The 4,194-nt window shown below is 39.7% G+C and carries 6 protein-coding genes and 1 tRNA gene; 4 read left to right on the top strand and 3 right to left on the bottom strand.

All coding sequences use genetic code 11. From position 1 onward, the window contains the following. Window positions 1-245: 245 nt before the first annotated feature. Window positions 246-593: an OsmC family protein gene (locus G322_RS21975; protein ID WP_211217179.1), complete on the bottom strand. Its 348-nt coding sequence runs from the start codon at window positions 591-593 to the stop codon at window positions 246-248. 179 nt (window positions 594-772) lie between these two features. Here G322_RS21975 and G322_RS0117825 point away from each other — a divergent pair, with 179 nt between their 5' ends. Then, on the top strand, window positions 773-1,204 hold the full coding sequence (locus G322_RS0117825) for a DUF3010 family protein (RefSeq protein WP_022943050.1): 432 nt from the start codon (window positions 773-775) through the stop codon (window positions 1,202-1,204). Between the two features lie 184 nt (window positions 1,205-1,388). Here the strand turns inward: G322_RS0117825 and G322_RS0117820 are convergent, their stop codons facing one another. After that, the gene (locus tag G322_RS0117820; protein WP_022943049.1) at window positions 1,389-2,684 is read right to left on the bottom strand and encodes an anaerobic C4-dicarboxylate transporter; all 1,296 of its coding nucleotides are present in this window, start codon (window positions 2,682-2,684) and stop codon (window positions 1,389-1,391) included. 94 nt (window positions 2,685-2,778) lie between these two features. On the opposite strand from G322_RS0117820, the gene G322_RS21280 reads away from it, so the two are divergent. The 3 genes from G322_RS21280 to G322_RS0117805 all read left to right on the top strand — a co-directional run bounded on the left by G322_RS21280 (window position 2,779) and on the right by G322_RS0117805 (window position 3,447). Next, entirely contained in the window at window positions 2,779-2,994 is a 216-nt protein-coding gene (locus G322_RS21280) for a cysteine-rich CWC family protein (RefSeq protein ID WP_022943048.1), read from the top strand. Next, window positions 2,978-3,229, top strand: coding sequence for a hypothetical protein (locus G322_RS0117810; protein WP_022943047.1), 252 nt, complete (start codon window positions 2,978-2,980; stop codon window positions 3,227-3,229). Before G322_RS21280 ends, G322_RS0117810 begins: the two co-directional genes overlap by 17 nt. A gap of 142 nt (window positions 3,230-3,371) precedes the next feature. After that, window positions 3,372-3,447: transfer RNA gene (locus tag G322_RS0117805), tRNA-Val, on the top strand. Between the two features lie 273 nt (window positions 3,448-3,720). On the opposite strand, the gene G322_RS24940 is transcribed toward G322_RS0117805, so the two are convergent. Continuing rightward, entirely contained in the window at window positions 3,721-3,870 is a 150-nt protein-coding gene (locus tag G322_RS24940) for an Rrf2 family transcriptional regulator (protein ID WP_084683785.1), read from the bottom strand. Window positions 3,871-4,194 lie beyond the last annotated feature (324 nt).

The raw sequence follows: 4,194 nt of genomic DNA, 5'->3' as shown, positions 1-4,194 counted from the left end.
CCCTGTAATATTGCTAGAGAATAGAGATTGATGGGATACAGTTCAGCACTGCCCTATAGGAAACCTTTTTATACCAAGGGCTATAATAAGCCGCCGGATTGATGAGGTAATAGGGGCGGAAATCCATCAGGGCTAGAGGCATCAGTGATACCTCATAAAAAAGCCGAATATATGGCTGCAATGCACTCTATTTCAACGATCAAAATTGTCTTGCAATCGGAGAGGGTCCATATATGGTATAAAGACTACTTCACAACAATCTCACACTCTAGCTTTAACGTTGCATTTAACGAGTTACTCACCAAACAGATAGCTTCCGCTTTCTCAAGCAGGGTTAACGCTTTCTCTTTTGAACTATCTTCAGAAATGACCAGTTTTACTTTATTAGTGACTTGCACAAAACGTGTGGTTTTTTCAACGCGGTCTAAAATCCCTTCAGAATGACAATCTATCGATACCCATTCAAACTTAGAGAATTTAGACACTGCTTTAAAAGATAAGATAAAACAGCCAGCAACGGCTGACATCATTAACGTTTCAGGGGACCATTGATCACCCGGTCCATCAAATTCTGCGGGTGGGGCAATGCTCAAATCAGGTAAACCTTGACTTGAAGTGGTTAAAAAACTGCTTGAAGAAGCTCTCGATTGAAACAAGGTAGTGGTGTGGCATTTTTTGCATAAGAAACTCCTGTTATTATTTATTCATTTGATTGTATTTGCTTGTCAGCAATATTTCCATATAATGCCACCATTAAATTAAGGGGATAAAAATGAGAGTATGTGGCGTAGAGCTAGTAGGTAATGAAGCAATTATCGCAATTATGCAGTTAAAAGATGGCCTATATGATGTGCCAGTGGTACGTGCGAATAAATTCAACTTGGTTGATGCTATTAATACCGTTCCGCTTAAAAAGTTTCAATCTGACTTTAAACAGTTAATGACCGATTACAAAGTAGATACGGTTGTGATCAAACAGCGTGATCTAAAAGGGAAATTTGCAGGTAGCGCACTGAGTTTCAAAATTGAAGGTGCTTTGCAACTATTAGCAGACATTAATGTGCATGTGATTTCATCTTCATACATTAAAGAAGGTTTGTCGAAAGCACAAAATCAACCTGCAGCGGTTGAATTAGGTCTTAAAAGATTTCAAGAGCCTGCGATGTTAGCGGCGTTTGGTTATTTAGAACAACAATCTAGCTAGTTTGTAGGTTGAATTTTTAAATCACCGCAACAGCAGTAAATAAGTACATCACCATTATGAGGAAGTGTCTTGTTATTCGCTAAGGCGTAGCTAAAGTAGCAGACTTGTGTACAAGCGTCAGTGCTTTAGCGACGCAAAGGCGAATTCCCAAAAAGGCTTTCAATTGAAAGCCTTTTTTAATGGCTCAAATAACAAACCCTGCAATCACAAAAGCGATCGTAACGGATATAACAAGGGTTGTTATTCCCGGCAGTAAAAAGGGGTGATCAAATACATATTTCCCCAAACGTGTTGAGCCAGTGTCATCCATCTCAATGGCTGCTAATAAAGTCGGGTAAGTGGGTAATACAAACAGTGCACTAACCGCTGCAAATGATGCAATCGCAGCACTTGGTTCAATGCCCATCGAAAGTGCAGCGGGCATTAACGCTGCTGTTGTTGCCCCTTGCGAATAGAGTAACATCGATGCAAAAAATAGTATTAATGCTAACATCCACGGATAACTGGCCAGTAGCGTTCCAGAAAGGGCTTTAATATCATCAATATGGCCATTCACAAACGTAGAGCCCAACCAAGCAACCCCTAAAACACAGATACATGCACTCATCCCTGAGCGAAACGTCGACATTTGTGTCACTTCATTTAAGTTTATTTTACACTTTAAGGCGATAATTCCTGCATTGGTTAACATAATGGCCATGATAGCTTCACTGCGCCCAATGGTTGGATTTTCAATAACGCCAGAAAGTAAAATGGCATAACTCACCACTAAAATAATTGAGACCGCAAACGCATAAACAGAGAACTTGGCTTCACTGGTGGGAATGTAATTGGTTTGTTCGCGTTGTTTAATTAACCCCTCTTTCAAACGTTGCTGATAAACTTCATCTTCAAGCAATGGTTTTCCTAATAAATTAGCCACAGCAGCACCCACTAAAACAGCAAATAGTGTTGATGGAATAGCGATGCTTAACAGTTGTAAATAACTCACCCCAAAAGGCTGTAACATAGCTGCAAAGGCAACAACAGCCGCAGAGATTGGTGAGGCTGTAATCGCTACTTGTGAAGCCACCACCGCGATACTCAATGGTTTAGAGGGACGAATACCTTGCTCTTTAGCCACCTCTGCAATCACAGGCAGCGTTGAAAAGGCGGTGTGACCTGTGCCCGCGAGCAAGGTCATAAAATAGGTCACCATTGGCGCAGCAAAGGTAATATATTGAGGGTGTTTGCGTAACATCTTCTCAGAAAGGTAAACCAAATAATCAAGCCCTCCTGCGCGTTGCATCGATGCAATGGTGGCAATTACCGACATAATAATGAGGATCACCTCAACAGGGATATATTCCATGCTGGTTTGCATCCCGAGTAACGCAAGTACAATAACGCCAGCGCCACCCGCATAACCGATACCAATACCACCTAAACGTGCGCCAATAAATATAAACAGTAAAACGGTTGCAAGTTGTAACCAGACCATTGTTTTTCCTAAAAGAATTAATAACAAGTAATAATAATATAGTCAGTGTACGAGTATAACGATATAGTGAACAGATTTAATTAATAAGAAAATTATGAATTCAAATAGCTGTCCATTTTGTGCCTCACAAAACCATTGTGCTGTTGATAGCAAAGGCTGTTGGTGCCAGAGTAAAAGGATTCCTCGCGCACTTATCTCACTGCTTCCTGCGCATGCTAAAAATAGAGAGTGCATCTGCTCTGCTTGCATTGAACGTTATCAGCATGATGCCTCTGCTTTTAAGGAGGGGGTAAATGGCAAAGCCCAATAAAAAAGGACCCACTAAAACCGTTGATATTTTTTGTGCTAAATGTAAAAAACAACTCTTTAAATATCGAAAAGGGGGCAAAGGCGCACTGGTAAAATGCTTTAAAGAGCGCATTAGTGTCGATTTAACAGAGGTTGTTTGTACTTGCCCAAATTGCCAAGCTGTTTTTGCGCGAGAAATGCTAATTCGTGGCACTCCTGCCTTTAAGATGATCGGTGGCAAAGTGTTTGTGAAGTAATCGCAGTTTGGCTACTGGTTCGAGCCCCGTAGCGGGAATGTCGCATAAAAAAACAGCAAACAGAATGTAAAACTAAAACAGTGATTGACAGAACTAAAGCGATAACGCACTATGCATTTGCTTTCAAAGCAACTAACTAAATGCTCGCTTAGCTCAGTTGGTAGAGTACCGCCATGACATGGCGTGGGTCACTGGTTCGAATCCAGTAGCGAGCACCATTTTCTTGTTTAACCCTTCTAAAATATCGATAAACCTTTTAAAATAAATAATTATTTTTTCCTCGTCTATGAATACTTTTATCAAAATTTCCCGTAAAACGTAGCCCCTTCAGTCGGGGATTTATTATATTAGATTAATCCACTAAGGATATTTTGTGGTCAGAATAATAGGTTCTACAGAAATAATTAAATCACTGAGCATGATCGTTTTCATATGATTTAAAAATAATTCAGTTGCATTAACAAGTTCTTTTTTTAATAAACAGTTGGGTGTTAATATGTATCCCCACTACAATCTACCCCATCTAAATTTATCTCAAGCTCTTGAATGACATTTCCAATATTAATATCAGAAGGTGATTTCGCTAGCCAGAATTCTCCATTTCGGCCTCGTATAGATTGGAAATATCCAAGGCAGGGCAAACGGGTTTAAAACAAACAGAATGAGTTTGCTTTCTGGTCAGTTGTTAATTCAAGCATCAAAAGGCAGGACTAAAGTCCCACTTCCGATGAATAATTAGCTTACTTTTGGGAAGTGGGACTTTAGTCCTGCATGTTTTCATTTATATAAATAGAGACTAATTCCTTCAATCAAGAAAAACCACTGGATTGGTGGTTAACTGTACTTAACTTGTATTATTTAAACCCGTTTGCCCTGTATCCAAGGTGAGTCAGTTGATTTATTACTTTCACTAAATGGCGACGAGATATTTTATGATATTCGGCAATCTCACGTACATTTGTCTT

It is taken from the genome of Psychromonas hadalis ATCC BAA-638, from assembly GCF_000420245.1.
GTDB classification, from domain to species: domain Bacteria; phylum Pseudomonadota; class Gammaproteobacteria; order Enterobacterales; family Psychromonadaceae; genus Psychromonas; species Psychromonas hadalis.
Note: the sequence above shows the minus strand (reverse complement) of the source record. Positions and strands in the feature narration are given on the sequence as shown.